We start from the raw sequence: 13247 nt of genomic DNA, 5'->3' as shown, positions 1-13247 counted from the left end.
AGTTGCGGCAGTGCGGGTTATCGTCGCCGCCCTTTTTGAAGTGGGCGGGTCTTGAATGAGCGTTGGCGACGAGCGCATCGCGCGGCAGATTGCGGACATTATCGCGGGTGAAATCAGCGCAGAGCCGCGGCAGGTCAATGCTGCGGTGGCCTTGCTCGACGAGGGTGCGACCGTTCCGTTCATTGCGCGTTACCGCAAGGAAATCACCGGCGGCCTCGACGACACGCAGTTGCGTAAGCTGGAAGAGCGCCTGGGATATCTCCGTGAGCTGGAGGATCGCCGTGCAGCGGTGATCGAGTCGATCCGCGCGCAGGGCAAGCTGGACGAAGCCCTGGAGGGCAGGTTGCTCGGCGCCACCACCAAGGCCGAAGTCGAAGATCTGTATCTGCCGTACAAGCCCAAGCGGCGCACGCGAGGGGAAATTGCGCGAGAAAACGGCCTGGAGCCGCTGCTGGATGCGATGTTGGCCGATCGCAATGCGGTGCCGGCGCAGCTCGCCGCGGGGTATCTCGGCGAGAAGGTTGCTGACGAAAAAGCTGCGCTGGAGGGTGCGCGCGACATTCTCACCGAACGCCTCGCCGAGAATGCTGATCTGCTCGGTCGGCTGCGCACGTATCTGCGTACGCACGCAGTGCTGCGGTCGAAGGTCTGGGAAGGCAAGGAAACGGCGGGTGCCAAGTATTCCGATTACTTCGACCATCACGAGCGTTGGTCCGCAGTTGCCGGGCACCGTGCGCTGGCGATGATGCGTGGACGCAACGAAGAGTTCCTGATGCTGGATCTTGAAGTGGATGCCGAGGACGTCTCGGCCTACAAGCCGGTCGAGCGCATGGTTGCGCAGGCGATCGATGCGCGGCCTGATGGTGGCGCGGCCGACGCCTGGCTGATGGATGCGGCGCGCTGGGCCTGGCGCGTAAAGCTGTCGACGCACCTGTCCGTAGACCTGATGACCGAGCTGCGTCAGCGCGCCGAACTTGAGGCGATCGAGGTGTTTGCGCGCAACCTGAAGGATTTGCTGCTGGCGGCGCCGGCCGGATCGCGTGCGACCATGGGTCTGGATCCCGGTATTCGTACCGGCGTGAAAGTGGCCGTCACCGATGGTACCGGCAAGCTGCTCGAAACCGCGACGGTCTATCCGTTCCAGCCGCGCAATGATGTGCGCGGGGCACAGGTCGAGCTCTCGCGGCTGATTCGCACGCATAAAGTCGAGCTGATCGCTATCGGCAACGGCACTGCCAGCCGCGAGACCGAAAGTCTGGTGGCGGAGCTGCTGTCAGCGCTGCCCGAGCCGCGACCTGTGAAGGTCATCGTCAGTGAGGCTGGTGCGTCGGTGTACTCGGCTTCGGAGGCCGCCGCGGCCGAATTTCCCAATCTGGACGTGTCGCTGCGCGGTGCGGTCTCGATCGCGCGGCGCCTGCAGGATCCCTTGGCTGAGCTGGTCAAGATCGATCCGAAGTCGATTGGCGTGGGTCAGTACCAGCATGACGTTGATCAATATCGCTTGGCACGCACGCTCGATGCGGTCGTCGAGGATGCGGTCAATGCGGTTGGCGTGGATTTGAATACCGCTTCGGCGTCTCTGCTTGCACGTGTATCCGGTCTGGGCGGGTCGCTGGCCGATTCGATCGTGGTCTATCGCGATGCGAATGGCCGCTTCCTGAACCGTCGCCAGCTGCTCGAAGTGCCGCGTCTGGGGCCCAAGACTTTCGAACAGTGTGCGGGCTTTCTGCGGATTCCGGACGGCGACGAGCCGCTCGACGCCTCTGCGGTCCATCCCGAGGCGTACGGTGTTGCGCAACGCATCATTCAGGCCTGCGGTCGTGAGCTGCGCAGCCTGATGGGCGACAGCGCGGCGCTGAAGCAGCTCGACCCGCGCCAGTTCGCCGACGAAAAGTTCGGATTGCCGACTGTGCGCGACATCCTGTCGGAGCTGGAGAAGCCCGGCCGCGATCCGCGTCCAGAATTCCGCACGGCCAGCTTTGCCGAGGGCGTCAACGAAGTCGCTGACCTGAAGCCGGGGATGATGCTGGAGGGTACGGTGACCAACGTCGCGGCCTTTGGCGCGTTCGTCGACATTGGCGTGCATCAGGATGGCCTGGTCCACGTGTCGCAGCTGGCCGATCGCTTCGTCAAGAACCCACACGACGTCGTCAAGGCAGGTGACATCGTCAAGGTCCGTGTGGTCGACGTCGACCTCAAGCGTCAGCGCATCGCGCTGAGCATGCGCAAGGATGACGGCACGCGCCCGCCGCCAGCGCGGGACGGCGGCGTGCCGCGCGATGCGCGCGCGGGCAAGGACAAGCCGCGCGGGCAGCGGCAGTTGCAGCAGTCAAAGCCGCCGGTGCAGGGTGCATTGGGTGCCGCGCTGGCCGAGGTACTCAAGAAGCGCTGACGGTGAGCGCCATCGAGCGTTGTCGATGGTTGCGGCGACGCACCCGTTTGGCACGCTTGGTCACCCGCTTGGGTAATCTCATTCCTGTTCCTGTGTGCCGGTTTCTTCAATTCCGGCGAGAAGCGCATGGACCCACCGCAGGTCCCATCAGCGCCTGCGGCTTCAAAAGCAGTTGACTGCCATCGATCGGCATCCACTGACCACATTTACGGATGGGGCCGCAGGCGTTGGCGCTTTGTTGCCAACGATGATGATGGTCCGGTCGAGCTGAGCTGAGCTGAGTCGGCCCGCCGTCCGCTTGAGTGTGGCGGGCAACCCGACGTTCACGTGAGCCACACCGACAGCGTGCGCGTCAGCCGCTACTGTCATGCGCTGTAACCATCCCGGCACTTCGCAGTTTCGCGACTTGCGGGATTCAGGTGCGCCCCAGATGATCGCCCGTCAGCGAGGCAATTGATTTGACCAGATCTTCGATGTCAGAGAGGAAGCTATGAATCGTGCGCACGCCACGCCGGGTGCAACGGCCATATCGGCGTTGACCGGGCGTCGTGTCTATTTGGGGCGACGTCGGACCTTGCTGCCATCGATTCGGCATGCATGAAGGTTCTCCTGAATCAGCATGGCCGGTGGCCGTGCCGTACTGTTTAGAGGAGCTGCAGATCCTGGCCGACCACGCGCACCTTGCTGCCGACGCTGATGCCGTTGAGTGCTGCGATGTCCAGCGTGCGGGAATCTCCGGCTTCCATCGCAACGCTTACTCGGTAGTACTCTTCGCCGTTGATACGCCGCTCGATCTGGTGACCGGTGATCGCGCCGCCGATCACACCGGCTGCGGTTGCGACGTCATTGCCGCGGCCCCCGCCGATCTGATGGCCGATGACGCCGCCTACCAGCGCGCCTGTGACTGCGCCTGCGCCGCTGGCGTCACCCTTGACCTTGAGCGTTTCGATTGCGCTCACGGTACCGCAGTCGTTGCACTTGCGGGGCGCCACGGGTACCTGCGCGGCAGCGACCGCGCGCAACGTCGTGGTGTCGTCGGAGCGGTCGGCGTCAGCGTTGCCGCTGCAGGCATTCATTGCAGCCAGGACCAGCAGTGCGGCCGGCAGTCTGAGTCCGGTTTGCACACGTGCGTACCGGAAAGTTGATTCGTTGTTCATGGTGATTCCTGGCGAGTGCTGAGAACCGATGCTGCGCGCCGCTGCTGTTGGCGTCTGTACGCTATGGCACTTAGAGAAAGTCGCGCAGCTTGGCGCCGGTGTGTGAAGCGGTGTTCCCGGCGATGGAATCGATACCCGAAGATGATCGGTGTTGGCGCAAGCGCTGCGCGAACGACACCAAAGAGAAACCCGCAAGGCCAGGTCTGGGCACTTACGGGTCAATCTCGAATCCGCGAAGAGCGGCCAGAATCCGGGGGGAAGTGGCTGGCGCTCAATGGAGGAGAGATGCGGTTTCGAGGGAGCAGCTTGCTACCAGATGTACGCTACGCTCACCGGGCAGCTCGGGCTGTTCGGTAACGCACGAATGGGCGTTCTTTGTCGCTCTACTGCCTACTGCGGCGGCTTGTGGATCAGGTCGTTCTTCACCTTGCGCACGCCATTGGTCGCGGACGCGACCTGCACGGCCTTGTCGATCTGCCACTGCGAGTCGACGAAACCCGACAGCCGCACGTGAAGAAAATCGGACGCCGCGGCATTGACGCATCCGCTGCCGCGGCGGCGGTAAAGGTCCGCACTTCGTTGCTGGCTGCGGGCAGCGGCGTTTGATTGCCGGCCAACTGATCGCCGCCGCGGCTTTGGGGCATACTGCGTCAAGCCCCCACATGGACATTCGATGATGGGCAAAGCGGGCGTCACCGGTGCGCTGATGGTCCTGCTGCTGCAGGCCACGCCAGGATGGGCCGAAGATCCGGACACGCCGGCTCTGAGCTTCGACGGATTCGGCACGGTCGGTGCGGTCCATTCGAATGAGGATCAGGCGGATTTCGTGTCTGAGCCCTTTGTGAGCGAAGGCGCCGGCTACAGCGCCGATGTCAGCGCCCGGGTGGACAGCCGGCTCGGACTGCAGCTCACCGCCAATTTCGCGCCACGGCACACCGGTGTCGTACAGATCATCGTGGAGCAGCGACACGATGGAAGCTACACACCGACTGTCGAATGGGCCAACCTTGGTTACGCGGTCACGCCAGACCTGACGGTCCGCGTTGGTCGCATGGTTCTGCCCACCTTCATGGCCTCGCAGCACCGCAAGGTGGGCTACGCCAATACCTGGGTGCGTCCGCCACTGGAGGTATACGGGTTGGTGCCGGTGACCAATATCGACGGCGTCGATGTCGCTTACACGGCGCGTGGCCATGGCCTCAACAACAGATTGCAGGTCACTTTTGGCGGCACGGACATCGATTTGCCGGACGACAGGGAGGTCAAGGCCCGGGACGGCTTCACGCTGGCCAATACCCTGGCGCGTGGCCCCGTCAGTCTGTTTGCCAGCTACAGCGAGTACCGCCTGAGCCTGGAGCTCAGGCCGCTGTTCGATGGGTTCCGGTCCTTTGGACCCGAGGGCGTCGCGATCGCCGATCGGTATGAGCTCGATGACAAGGCCTTCAAGGTGCTGGCTGTCGGCGCGTCGTATGACGCCGGCGCCGGGTTCCTGACGGGTGAGTGGGGCCGCACCCGGAGCCACTCCTTTCTCTCCAGCAGCCGCGGCTGGTATCTCACCACCGGGTATCACTTTGCATCGGTGACTCCGTATGTCGTGCTGGCTCGCCGCGTGGTCACCAGCAACACCTCGGATCCGGGTCTGAGCGCGCCACAGGCCCAGGAACTCAATGCCACGCTCAACGGCTTGCTGAGTGACCGCCCGCAGCAGCGCAGCATCGCCGCGGGTGCGCGCTGGGACTTCGCTCCCGGTGTCGCACTGAAGGGACAGTTCGACTATCTGGATCTGGATGACGGATCGCGCGGAGTCCTGATCAATGAGCAAGCGGATTTCCGCCGGGGCGGCAATGTCTGCGTGCTCAGCCTTACTCTCGATTTCGTGTTCTGAGGTGATGGGCATGAACTGGCGGGTTGTCGCGACGGGATGCTGGTTGGTGCTGAGTGTCGTGGCAGGCGCGGCGTCGGCCGACCCGGTGGTCGTGGTTTCGGCGCAAAGCCCATTGAGCACGCTGAGTCGGGACGAGCTCACGGACATCTACCTGGGTCGCCTGGTCCGCCTGCCGAACCGGGAGCGGATCGTGCCCATCGATCAGGTCGAGCGCTCGCCCGAGCATGACGCGTTCTACACCGCGTACCTGGGCCGCTCGGCGGCACAGATCAAGGCCCACTGGTCCAAGCTCATCTTCACCGGCCGGGGCCAGCCGCCGCGTGCGCTGGGCAGCGGCGAGGCCGTGGCCGAGGCCGTCGCCGCAAACCCCAATGCCATCGGTTACGTCGATCAGGCCTTCGTGGACGAGCGCTTGCGGGTTCTTCCCATTGAGTAGCGTGAGTGCGCACACGCCTGACCGGGTGGTGACCGTGCGGGGCTGGCTGCCGCGACTGCTGGAGCCTCCGGTGCTGTTCACCGCCATCACCCTGGTGCTACTCGCCTCGATCTGGGGTATCACCTGGAATCTTGCAAATCGCGAGCAGGTCGCGGCGCAACGCACGGCCGCGGCCCTGACCGCGGAGCTGGCCGACACCTACGAGGCGCAGGTGGTACGGGCGCTGCGCGAGATCGACGGTACCCTGAAACTGGTCCGCTACGCGCTGGAGGACCGCTCGCCGCCCGCGGTCCTGCGCGAGCTGCGTGACCATGAGTTGCTGCCGTACGCGCGGCTGTTCACCGTGAGCCTGGTGGATGCCGCCGGCTCCGTCGTCGCCACGACCGATCCGGACGACAGCGACCCGCGCGCGCTGATGCAGGTCCTGGAGTCGGCCCGAACCACTGACGCGATGGTGGTCAGCCATCCTCAGGGCGACCGGGATGGCGAGTCGCTCCTGGATTTTTCCCGGCGCTATGCGGACGCCGACGGCCGCTTCGCCGGCGTCGTGACGGTGTCGGTGCACGCCGGGTATTTCGTCAGCAGCTATGAAGCGCGGGTGTTTGGCAAGCGTGGCGTGCTGGGTCTGCTCGGCACCGATGGCGTGTTTCGCGCGTTGCGCTCGGGGGACACCCTGTCATCGGGGCTGGCCACGGATTATGCGGCGCTGGTGTCGGACGATGCCGACGAAGGCACGGCCGAGGTCCGGTTGCACGGTTGGGATAACACCCGCCGCTACAGCATCGCCAGAAAGTTGTTCGAGTTTCCGCTGGCGATCGTGGTGGGGCTTGCCGAGGCGGAACAGCATGCGGCCGCGGCCGATCTGAGGCGCCGGTACCTGCGGCGCGCGGGTGCGGTCAGCGCGCTGCTGCTCGCGGTGATGGCGCTGCTGGGCGGCCTGAGCTGGCGCCTGCAGCAGGCGCGCGCGCGGGCGCAGGACGAACGCATCGAGCATGCGCGGCGGCTCGAGCACTTGGCGTTTCACGACAACCTCACGGATCTGCCCAACCGCGCCCACTTCAGCCATCTGCTCATCCAGGGCATGCAGCAGGCGCGGCGCTACGAGCGCAAGCTGGCCCTGCTGTTTCTGGATCTGGATCACTTCAAGGTGATCAACGACTCGCTCGGTCACGAGGCTGGCGATGAACTGCTGCAGGAGATCGGGCGGCGGCTGCACGGATCGGTGCGCGCGAGCGACATCGTGGCGCGCCTGAGCGGCGACGAGTTCGTGGTCCTGCTGCCGGAGATCGACACGCCAGACCAGGTCGTCCCGGTGGCCGAGAAGATTCTGGCTGCGGTGGCCCGGCCTTTCACGCTGGCCGGACAGGAAATCAGCGTCACGGTGAGTGTCGGTGTGACCCTCTTTCCCGATGATGGCGACGACGAGCAGACCCTGATGAAGAGCGCCGACGTGGCGATGTATCACGCCAAGGAGCAGGGCAAGAACAACTTCCGGTTCTTCTCCCAGGCGCTGAGTACCGACTCGCTGGAGCGCCTCACGCTGGAAGCCAGTCTGCGCAACGCCCTGGAGCGCGGCGAATTCCGGCTCTGCTATCAGGCCAGACGCAGCATGAGCGACGGCAGGATCACGGGCATGGAGGCTCTGGTGCACTGGCAGCATCCTGAACTCGGCCTGCTGCCACCGTGCAAATTCGTGCCGCTGGCGGAGGAACTCGGCTTGATCCTCGCGCTCGGGCGCTGGGCGCTCACCAGCGCGTGCCGACAGAACGTGGCCTGGCAGCGGGAAGGATTTCCCCCGCTGGGGATGGCCGTGAAACTGTCCGAGCGACAGTTCATTGATGAAAGCCTGGTCAAGAACATGGCCAGCGCCCTCAACGACAGCGGCATGGACCCGCAGCTGCTTGAAGTGGAGATCACCGAAGGTGTCGTCATACGCGACATCCAGCAGACCATCCGGACCCTGACAGACCTGAAACGGTTGGGGGTACGGGTGGCGATCAATGATTTCGGCGCCGGCTATTCGTCTCTGTCCAACCTGCAGCAGTATCCGATCGACATGATCAGGATCCATCGCTCCTTCATTCGTGATCGGGGGCGCAACCCGGACCCTTCGGGGCTGGCGGCTGCGCTCATCAAGCTGGGCCGCAGCTTGAGCCTCACGGTGATCGCCGAGGTGGAGCCCGAGGCGCAGGCCGACTTTCTGCGTACACAGCTCCGCGATGAGTTCCAGGGCTACTACACCCATCAGCCGATGTCGGCGGAGGATTTCGCGCAGCTGATGCGTCAGCAGTTGGCCGCAGAAGACCGCCCGCGAACGGATTGAACGGGTTTGCCCGGACTGTCGCCGCGCCGGGTCAGCGCGGCTGGCGCAGGCCGGGCCCTTGATCCCTGCGTGTGGCGATACCAGATCGGTGCGCTGGCGAGCATATGCCGGCGGGTCGATTGCCGCAGTCGGCGCGGTGTCGCGCGACGGCTGCCGTCAGGCCTGCTCGGCGTCACTGGCGTTGTGCCGGTTCGCCGGCAGCCACCGCAGCGCCGCCAGGCCCGCGGCTGCGGACGCCACCGACGCCATGAAAATGCCCAGCTTGGCACTGTTGATCAGCTCGCCCGTGAAGGCCTGATCGGCGATGAACAGCGCCATGGTGAAGCCGATCCCGGCGAGCAGCCCGCCACCGAGCACAAATCCCCAGCCCAGCTCGGCCGGACGGATTGCGATGCCGCTGCGCACCGCCAGCCAGGCGAATGCGACGACGCCGATCGGCTTGCCCAAGGCGAACCCTGCGAACACTGCCCAGGTGACGGAATGCCCGAGGTCGCTCCACGACAGCGGCAGCCCGGCGTTGGCGAACGCGAACAGCGGCATGATGGCAAAGCCGACCCATGGGTGCAGCCCGATCTCCAGGCGTTCCACCGGGGACAGGTTTTCGCGCGTCGCGACTTCGGCAGTCTGCAAGGTCTTCCGATCCGGGGTGTCGCCGCTTCCGCCCTCGCCGGTAGTGGGATGCGCGACGACCCGGTCGAGAATGGCATACAGGCGCCTGTCGCTGACCCAGCGGCGTGCCGGGGTCATCAAGCCGAGAATCACACCGGTGACGGTGGCATGGATGCCGGACGCATCAACGGCGATCCAGATCAGGCCGCCGACCAGAAAGTAGCTCGGAAAGCCACGGATGCCGATCAGCGCCATGCCGCGCACGACCGCAACGCCCAGCGCGGCCAGACCCAACGCGCGCCAGTCGAGCGACTCGCTGTAGCCGATCGCGACGACGAGGATGGCGCCGAGGTCGTCGACGATCGCCAGCGATAGCATGAACACGCGCAGACTCGGCGGGATGCGTGATCCCAGCAGGGCCAGGCAGCCGACGACAAACGCCGTGTCGGTGGCCATCACCGTGCCCCAGCCATGCCCGCCGGGCTGGCCTGACAGCAGCGCGAGATACAAACCGGCAGGCAGCAACATGCCACCGATCGCCGCCGCGATCGACAGCGCGGCCATCCGCGGATTGCTCAGCTCGCCCAGCACCAGCTCGCGCTTGAGCTCCAGGGCGACCAGGAAGAAGAACAGCGTCATCAGACCGTCGTTGATCCAGTCCCTCAACGAGCGGCCGAAATCCATGGAGCCGAACTGCAGTGCGATCCGCGTTTCCCAGAAGTCCAGGAACTGATGCGACCAGGGCGAGTTGGACAGCGTGAGTGCGGCGATCGTGAAGGCCAGCAGGATGGTGCCGCCGGCTGTCTCGATCCGCAGGAATCGCGCGAATGGCTGGGTCCAGCGGTCGGCTGGTTCGCGCGGCAGCCGGCCGAGTTCGGCCCCGGCGGACCGGCGCCTAATCATGGCGATGTTGCGCCGGCGACGGCATCGTCGCCGCGCTCAGCGGCGCCAAACTGCGGTGAGCGACAAGGTGGCGACTACGTCTTCCTCGGCACCACCAGCAGGACCATGCCCAGAACGAGTACGCCGACGCCGATCCAGATCGGTACATTGACGCGCTGCTTCTCGTCGACCGACATGTGCAAGGGGCCCAGATCGGCCTTGTGAGTCTGCTTGGTGTAGCTGAAGCCGCCATATGCGAGCCCCATCGCGCCAGCGACAATCAACAGGATTGCCACCATTCTTTGTGCGTTCATCGTATTTGCTCCTGGCGGGATGTGGCTGGGGGCTTCACATTCCTCGGCCTCTGAGTATGCGGAGCAGCACCACCACGATCGCCACGACCAGCAGGATGTGGATCAATCCGCCCATGGTGTAAGACGACACCAGCCCCAGCACCCACAGGATCAACAAGACGACGGCGATGGTTTCGAGCATGGCTGTGCCTCGGTGTTCGGTGGCCGGATGTGAACTGCGTGGCGACACAGTGCGCGCTGCGGGCGACCGCTTCCGTGCGGTGGCGTACAGATGCTTTTGTGTCGAGCGTACGCCGGCTTCCTGCATCGTCGACACTACGCTTGGATGGGTCGTCAACGCGACTGCGAACGGGAAGTGGCCGCGATGTCCTATCCGCCAGCGATGCCGGCGCCGTAGTTGAATCGCCTTCTGGCTGCTTTGCCGGCAGATGTATTGGGACGTCTGGTACCTCATCTGGAATCGGTGGATTCACCGATCGGCAAGGTGCTTTACGAACCTGGAGACACCCTGCGACACGTCTATTTTCCAACCGATGCGATCGTCTCTCTGCTGTATGTCATGGAAAGCGGCGCGTCGGCGGAGATCGCGGTGGTTGGCAACGACGGTCTGATTGGCGTTTCCCTGTTCATGGGCGGCCAGAGAACGCCGAGACGGGCGATCGTGCAGAGTGCGGGTTCCGCCTTGCGGCTTCCAGGGCGGAGGTTGGTCGATGAGTTCAACCGCCACGGCGATCTGTTGGTGCTGCTGCTGCGTTACACCCAGTCGTTGATCACACAGATGGCACAGACGGCGGTATGCAATCGGCATCACTCGGTAGATCAGCAGTTGTGCTGGTGGTTGCTGCTGTCCATGGACCGACTGTCGGGCGGCCACTTGGCGATGACCCAGGAGCTGATTGCCAACATGCTGGGTGTGCGTCGCGAGGGTGTCACTGAAGCTGCGGCACGCCCGGCGCCCGGACTCCGCTGTCCGGAAAAGACCTGGCAGGTGCGACCTCGTGCCGCTCCGCTTCGCGAACTGACCGCACCGCTGCGGGGTTCTCGCCGATGAGCGCCTCTGGCTACGGATACAAAAAAACCCACGCTGGGTGGGTTCATTGTGTGGCGCTCCCACGGGGACTCGAACCCCGGTTTTCGCCGTGAGAGGGCGACGTCCTAGGCCACTAGACGATGGGAGCAAACACAATCAGCTGGCTACCTGCCGGGCTGAAGGCCGCGTATTATACGCAGCCAATGAACTGGCTCAAGGCGTTTCGTTCCAAAAAACGGTCAAAGAAAGTCGAACCCCAACGCATTCCACGTGCCGAACACATTGTTTCGCGCACCCAGTTCACGCAGGGCACCTTACGCACGCTCTACGGTCTGAAGGATGCAGGTTTCGAGGCTTATGTCGTCGGTGGCGGTGTCCGTGACCTGCTTGCAGGGGGCACCCCGAAAGATTTCGACATTGCGACCAATGCCCACCCCGACGAAATTCGGCAGGTGTTCCGTAACTGCCGCCTGGTCGGTCGTCGCTTCATGATCGCGCACGTGCGCTGGGGGCGCGAGATCCTGGAGGTCACGACCTTCCGCGGTGCGATCACCGACTCGCATGAACGCGACGATACCGGGCGCATCCTGTCGGACAACGAATACGGCACGCTGGAGACCGACGCGTTCCGGCGCGATTTCACGGTCAATGCGCTGTATTACGACATTCGCGACTTCTCGATCGTCGACTACGTCGGCGGCCTGGAAGACATGCAGAAGAAGGTCATCCGGCTGATTGGTGATCCGGAACTGCGTTATCGCGAAGACCCGGTGCGGATGCTGCGGGCCGTGCGCATCGCCAGCAAGCTGGGTTTTTCGATCGAAGCCAAGACGGCGGCGCCGATTCCGGTGCTGGCGTCGCTGCTGCGGGAAATTCCGCCCGCGCGCCTGTTCGACGAGATCGTCAAACTGTTGCAGTCGCGTGATGGCCTGGCCAATCTGGAAGGGCTGCGCCATTACGGATTGCTCAAGCATCTGCTGCCGATGACCGATCGCGCGATGGCTGACGCGCGTTCGATGGAGTTCATCCGCCTGGCGCTGACCAATACCGCGGATCGCCTGGGTAACGAGCAGACGGTCAGCCCGGCCTTTTTGTACGCCGCGTTGCTGTGGCCGGCAGTTGACCAGGGCTATCGCAAGCTTTCTGCACGTGAGGGGCATCATCCGAACGTCGCGTTGAATCAGGCGGCTGAGGCGGTGCTGGCGCAGGCGCTGGCGCATGTTTCGATTCCCAAGCGCTTCTCGCTGCCGATGCGTGAGATCTGGCAGTTGCAACCGCGTTTCGAGCAGCGCAGCGGCGCGCGTGCGAAGCGGCTGATGACGCATCCCCGGTTTCGTGCAGCCTATGACTTCCTGTTGCTGCGTGCCTCGGTGGGTGAAGTGCCGCAGGCATTGGCCGATTGGTGGACCAAGGCGCAGGACGGAGTGACGTTGCCGCCGGTGACGGCGCTGGATGTGGAGATCGAAGCGACTGATGGAGAGTCGCTGCCGGCTGCACCGAAAAAGAAGCGTCGCCGCAGGGGTGGCCGGCGCCGCGGCGCCGGCAGCGCGCCTGCCGGTGGTCCGTCTTCTGGCGAATGAATCGCGCCCACATCGGGCTCGGAGCCAATCTTGGCGATCCGCCCGCGCAGATACGTGTGGCGTTGACCGCGCTTGGCGCCTTGGGACGCGTGCTGGCGGTCTCGCCGTTTTATCGCACGCCGCCCATGGGGCCGGCCGATCAGCCCGATTTCTGCAATGCAGTGGCCATCGTGCAGTCCGAGCTGTCCCCGCAAGCGCTGATGCAGGCCTTGCTGGACATCGAGCGCGCCGCCGGGCGTGTGCGTGGTGCCAAATGGGGGCCGCGCGTGCTGGATCTGGACTTGCTGCATGTTGACGGTGTTGAGCTGATGACGCCGGAATTGACCCTGCCGCATCCGGGCATTGCCGATCGGAGTTTTGTGCTCAAACCCTGGGCCGACATCGCGCCGACCGCAGTGGTTCCGGGGGTTGGGTGTATCGGTGATCTTGCGTCGAAATTGGGTGCGGTGGACATCACCCTCTGGTGAGCGTGAGCCGCGTAGCCGCTGATTGAATTGACCCTCGCGGCAAATGGGCTAGACTCGCATCGACCCGGTGAATGCATCACTGACGAGGGCGTATGTCTTAGTGGGCCGCCCCCTTATTCAACACCTGATTCTGCGTTGTGCGTATGTCTTGGTGGGCCGCCGACGCTTCCTG

12 protein-coding genes and 1 tRNA gene are annotated in these 13247 nt (G+C 64.4%); 7 read left to right on the top strand and 6 right to left on the bottom strand.

Features of this window, described 5'->3' with window-relative positions; all coding sequences use genetic code 11:
• Positions 1 to 55: 55 nt before the first annotated feature.
• Complete coding sequence (locus tag E4T66_RS09860; RefSeq protein ID WP_136848861.1) at positions 56 to 2392, top strand: Tex family protein; 2337 nt, start codon at positions 56 to 58, stop codon at positions 2390 to 2392.
• Positions 2393 to 3036: 644 nt separating this feature from the next.
• On the opposite strand, the gene E4T66_RS09855 is transcribed toward E4T66_RS09860, so the two are convergent.
• Complete coding sequence (locus tag E4T66_RS09855) at positions 3037 to 3549, bottom strand: outer membrane lipoprotein (RefSeq protein ID WP_136848860.1); 513 nt, start codon at positions 3547 to 3549, stop codon at positions 3037 to 3039.
• Between the two features lie 390 nt (positions 3550 to 3939).
• Positions 3940 to 4059, bottom strand: a complete 120-nt coding sequence (locus E4T66_RS21710) for a BON domain-containing protein (RefSeq protein ID WP_248679600.1) — start codon at positions 4057 to 4059, stop codon at positions 3940 to 3942.
• A gap of 163 nt (positions 4060 to 4222) precedes the next feature.
• On the opposite strand from E4T66_RS21710, the gene E4T66_RS09845 reads away from it, so the two are divergent.
• The 3 genes from E4T66_RS09845 (at position 4223) to E4T66_RS09835 (ending at position 8193) form a co-directional block, all read left to right on the top strand.
• Positions 4223 to 5434 carry a porin gene (locus E4T66_RS09845; protein WP_169577556.1) on the top strand — a complete coding sequence of 404 codons (1212 nt, stop codon included), beginning with the start codon at positions 4223 to 4225 and terminating at the stop codon, positions 5432 to 5434.
• A 10-nt stretch (positions 5435 to 5444) separates the two neighbouring features.
• Positions 5445 to 5870, top strand: coding sequence for a type 2 periplasmic-binding domain-containing protein (locus E4T66_RS09840; protein ID WP_136848858.1), 426 nt, complete (start codon positions 5445 to 5447; stop codon positions 5868 to 5870).
• A 70-nt stretch (positions 5871 to 5940) separates the two neighbouring features.
• Positions 5941 to 8193: a putative bifunctional diguanylate cyclase/phosphodiesterase gene (locus tag E4T66_RS09835; protein ID WP_211242848.1), complete on the top strand. Its 2253-nt coding sequence runs from the start codon at positions 5941 to 5943 to the stop codon at positions 8191 to 8193.
• A gap of 156 nt (positions 8194 to 8349) precedes the next feature.
• Here the strand turns inward: E4T66_RS09835 and nhaA are convergent, their stop codons facing one another.
• The 3 genes from nhaA to E4T66_RS09820 form a co-directional block, all read right to left on the bottom strand.
• A complete protein-coding gene (nhaA, locus tag E4T66_RS09830; RefSeq protein WP_136848857.1) occupies positions 8350 to 9705 on the bottom strand; it encodes a Na+/H+ antiporter NhaA in 1356 nt (451 codons plus the stop codon).
• Positions 9706 to 9779: 74 nt separating this feature from the next.
• On the bottom strand, positions 9780 to 9998 hold the full coding sequence (locus tag E4T66_RS09825; RefSeq protein ID WP_136848856.1) for a hypothetical protein: 219 nt from the start codon (positions 9996 to 9998) through the stop codon (positions 9780 to 9782).
• A gap of 34 nt (positions 9999 to 10032) precedes the next feature.
• Positions 10033 to 10179: a lmo0937 family membrane protein gene (locus tag E4T66_RS09820; protein ID WP_136848855.1), complete on the bottom strand. Its 147-nt coding sequence runs from the start codon at positions 10177 to 10179 to the stop codon at positions 10033 to 10035.
• Positions 10180 to 10395: 216 nt separating this feature from the next.
• On the opposite strand from E4T66_RS09820, the gene E4T66_RS09815 reads away from it, so the two are divergent.
• On the top strand, positions 10396 to 11049 hold the full coding sequence (locus tag E4T66_RS09815) for a Crp/Fnr family transcriptional regulator (RefSeq protein WP_211242847.1): 654 nt from the start codon (positions 10396 to 10398) through the stop codon (positions 11047 to 11049).
• A 51-nt stretch (positions 11050 to 11100) separates the two neighbouring features.
• Here the strand turns inward: E4T66_RS09815 and E4T66_RS09810 are convergent.
• Positions 11101 to 11176: transfer RNA gene (locus E4T66_RS09810), tRNA-Glu, on the bottom strand.
• A gap of 55 nt (positions 11177 to 11231) precedes the next feature.
• On the opposite strand from E4T66_RS09810, the gene pcnB reads away from it, so the two are divergent.
• Entirely contained in the window at positions 11232 to 12608 is a 1377-nt protein-coding gene (pcnB, locus tag E4T66_RS09805) for a polynucleotide adenylyltransferase PcnB (RefSeq protein ID WP_136848854.1), read from the top strand.
• Positions 12605 to 13075: a 2-amino-4-hydroxy-6-hydroxymethyldihydropteridine diphosphokinase gene (gene folK / locus E4T66_RS09800; RefSeq protein WP_136848853.1), complete on the top strand. Its 471-nt coding sequence runs from the start codon at positions 12605 to 12607 to the stop codon at positions 13073 to 13075. The genes pcnB and folK overlap by 4 nt, the downstream gene beginning before the upstream one ends.
• Positions 13076 to 13247: the final 172 nt, after the last annotated feature.

This window comes from Sinimarinibacterium arenosum (assembly GCF_005047655.1).
Classification (GTDB): Bacteria; Pseudomonadota; Gammaproteobacteria; order Nevskiales; family Nevskiaceae; genus Solimonas.
This window is presented reverse-complemented; position numbering and strand designations above follow the sequence as displayed.

What these genes read in the sequence shown, in the direction of transcription:
- E4T66_RS09825 (WP_136848856.1), bottom strand. Translation starts at nt 9,998, where the DNA reads ATGAACGCACAAAGAATGGTGGCAATCCTGTTGATTGTCGCTGGCGCG.
- E4T66_RS09855 (WP_136848860.1), bottom strand. Translation starts at nt 3,549, where the DNA reads ATGAACAACGAATCAACTTTCCGGTACGCACGTGTGCAAACCGGACTC.
- E4T66_RS09845 (WP_169577556.1), top strand. Translation starts at nt 4,223, where the DNA reads ATGATGGGCAAAGCGGGCGTCACCGGTGCGCTGATGGTCCTGCTGCTG.
- folK (WP_136848853.1), top strand. Translation starts at nt 12,605, where the DNA reads ATGAATCGCGCCCACATCGGGCTCGGAGCCAATCTTGGCGATCCGCCC.
- E4T66_RS09840 (WP_136848858.1), top strand. Translation starts at nt 5,445, where the DNA reads ATGAACTGGCGGGTTGTCGCGACGGGATGCTGGTTGGTGCTGAGTGTC.
- E4T66_RS09820 (WP_136848855.1), bottom strand. Translation starts at nt 10,179, where the DNA reads ATGCTCGAAACCATCGCCGTCGTCTTGTTGATCCTGTGGGTGCTGGGG.
- pcnB (WP_136848854.1), top strand. Translation starts at nt 11,232, where the DNA reads ATGAACTGGCTCAAGGCGTTTCGTTCCAAAAAACGGTCAAAGAAAGTC.
- nhaA (WP_136848857.1), bottom strand. Translation starts at nt 9,705, where the DNA reads ATGATTAGGCGCCGGTCCGCCGGGGCCGAACTCGGCCGGCTGCCGCGC.
- E4T66_RS09860 (WP_136848861.1), top strand. Translation starts at nt 56, where the DNA reads ATGAGCGTTGGCGACGAGCGCATCGCGCGGCAGATTGCGGACATTATC.